Below are 2,500 nucleotides of genomic sequence, written 5' to 3'. Positions count from 1 at the left end.
CTTTCACCTTCTTTGGTGTTGCATTCAACAACTTCGTCTAGCCTCGGGTATTCCCTTATGGCTGTCCCACTACCCCATCTAGCATGCTAGATGGTTTAGGCTGGTCCCTTTTCGCTCGCCGCTACTGGGGGAATCGCTTTTGCTTTCTTTTCCTCCAGCTACTAAGATGTTTCAGTTGGCTGGGTTGGCTCGTGCTGACCTATGGATTCAGTCAGCCGTACTTGGGGTTGCCCCATTCGGAAACCTCCGGCTCAACGCTTGCTTCCAGCTCCCCGGAGTGTATCGTCGGTCGCCACGTCCTTCTTCGCCTCTGTGTGCCTAGGTATCCACCGTTAGCTCTTTGTAGCTTGACCATCTATTTTTGGTTTTTGTCTGTGTAAGACACAAACGCCTTTTTTGGCATTGTGCATTACTATCTGACTTTGACTTTTTCTCTCGCTATGCAGTTTTCAAGGTTCTGACTGAACGTTTACGTCCAGCAGTCTGAGCAAGTTCTTTTGACTTCTACAGGTGCTGAACGCTCTGTTTTTTCCGGTTCTTGTTTGCGGGTGTTTGGCTTAACCTGCTCGCTTCTTGGGGAAGTATGGAGGTAAGCGGACTCGAACCGCTGACATCTGCCTTGCAAAGGCAGCGCTCTACCAGCTGAGCTATACCCCCTCTTCCTGGAACAGGTGGGCCATCCTGGACTCGAACCAGGGACCTCACCCTTATCAGGGGTGCGCTCTAACCACCTGAGCTAATAGCCCATTTTCCGAACCGAAACCAGTTTGAAAGCCAATCTACTTTTTCCTTGACCGACCTAGGGTGTCCGAATTGATGAAGCTTTAATTATTTATTCTCTTCATCAATCAGTTGGTCTCCCTAAAAAGGAGGTGATCCAGCCACACCTTCCGGTACGGCTACCTTGTTACGACTTCACCCCAGTCACCAACCCTGCCTTCGGCGTCCCCCTCCCCGGAGGGTTAGGGTAACGACTTCGGGCGTGGCCAGCTTCCATGGTGTGACGGGCGGTGTGTACAAGGCCCGGGAACGGATTCACCGCCGTATTCTGACCGGCGATTACTAGCGATTCCTCCTTCACGCAGGCGAGTTGCAGCCTGCGATCTGAACTGAGGCCGAGTTTCTGGGATTAGCTTGCCTTCGCAGGTTAGCTGCCCTCTGTCCCGACCATTGTAGTACGTGTGTCGCCCAGAGCGTAAGGGGCATGCTGACTTGACGTCATCCCCACCTTCCTCCGGTTTGTCACCGGCAGTCTCTCTAGAGTGCCCAACTTAATGCTGGCAACTAAAGACGAGGGTTGCGCTCGTTGCGGGACTTAACCCAACATCTCACGACACGAGCTGACGACAGCCATGCACCACCTGTGTTCCGGCTCCCGAAGGCACCCCCAGCTTTCACCGGGGTTCCGGACATGTCAAGCCCTGGTAAGGTTCTTCGCGTTGCATCGAATTAAACCACATACTCCACCGCTTGTGCGGGCCCCCGTCAATTCCTTTGAGTTTCACACTTGCGTGCGTACTCCCCAGGCGGGATACTTAACGCGTTAGCTTCGGCACAGCTCGGGTCGATACAAGCTACACCTAGTATCCATCGTTTACAGCTAGGACTACTGGGGTATCTAATCCCATTCGCTCCCCTAGCTTTCGTCCCTGAGTGTCAGTTGCCGTCCAGTAGAGCGCTTTCGCCACCGATGTTCTTCCCGATCTCTACGCATTTCACCGCTACACCGGGAATTCCCTCTACCCCTACGGCACTCTAGCTATTCAGTTTCCACTGCCTTAACGGAGTTAAGCCCCGTGCTTTGACAGCAGACTTGAATCGCCACCTGCGGACGCTTTACGCCCAATAATTCCGGATAACGCTTGCCTCCTCCGTATTACCGCGGCTGCTGGCACGGAGTTAGCCGAGGCTGATTCCTCAGGTACCGTCAGAGCTTCTTCCCTGAGAAAAGAGGTTTACAACCCAAGAGCCTTCCTCCCTCACGCGGTCTTGCTCCGTCAGGCTTTCGCCCATTGCGGAAAATTCCCCACTGCTGCCTCCCGTAGGAGTCTGGGCCGTGTCTCAGTCCCAGTGTGGCTGATCGTCCTCTCAGACCAGCTACTGATCGCTGCCTTGGTGAGCTCTTACCTCACCAACTAGCTAATCAGACGCGAGCTCCTCTTGGGGCAATAAATCTTTTACCCGAAGGCTTATCCGGTATTAGCCACCGTTTCCAGTGGTTGTCCCCGACCCCAAGGCAGATTCTCACGCGTTACTCACCCGTCCGCCACTCAACCCGAAGGTTGCGTTCGACTTGCATGTGTTAAGCAGACCGCCAGCGTTCATCCTGAGCCAGGATCAAACTCTCCATATTAGAGTGTTTTTTTGGCTCCGAAACGTCACCTATTAATAGGTGACATTTCCAAGTTATCCTTATTAGTTGAGAGAGTCTCAGTTTCCTGATTCCCCTCGAAGTTTTTTGACAAGGAGTTTTGTATGCTTGGCTTTCAAACTATTGATT

The 2,500-nt window shown here is 52.9% G+C and carries 2 tRNA genes and 2 rRNA genes (1 of these 4 cut by a window edge); all 4 read right to left on the bottom strand.

Annotation, left to right across the window (positions count from 1 at the left end):
* Positions 1–353, bottom strand: a 23S ribosomal RNA gene (locus tag MC7420_RS04095) (it extends 2,534 nt beyond the left edge of the window).
* A 231-nt stretch (positions 354–584) separates the two neighbouring features.
* A tRNA-Ala gene (locus MC7420_RS04090) sits at positions 585–657 on the bottom strand.
* A gap of 15 nt (positions 658–672) precedes the next feature.
* Positions 673–746, bottom strand: a tRNA-Ile gene (locus MC7420_RS04085).
* A 119-nt stretch (positions 747–865) separates the two neighbouring features.
* A 16S ribosomal RNA gene (locus tag MC7420_RS04080) occupies positions 866–2,353 on the bottom strand.
* The 16S and 23S rRNA genes sit together here with 2 tRNA genes alongside, the layout of an rRNA operon.
* Positions 2,354–2,500: the final 147 nt, after the last annotated feature.

This window comes from Coleofasciculus chthonoplastes PCC 7420, assembly GCF_000155555.1.
Lineage (GTDB): Bacteria > Cyanobacteriota > Cyanobacteriia > Cyanobacteriales > Coleofasciculaceae > Coleofasciculus > Coleofasciculus chthonoplastes_A.
The sequence above is the reverse complement of the archived record's forward strand: the minus strand, read 5'-3'. Positions and strand labels throughout refer to the sequence as shown.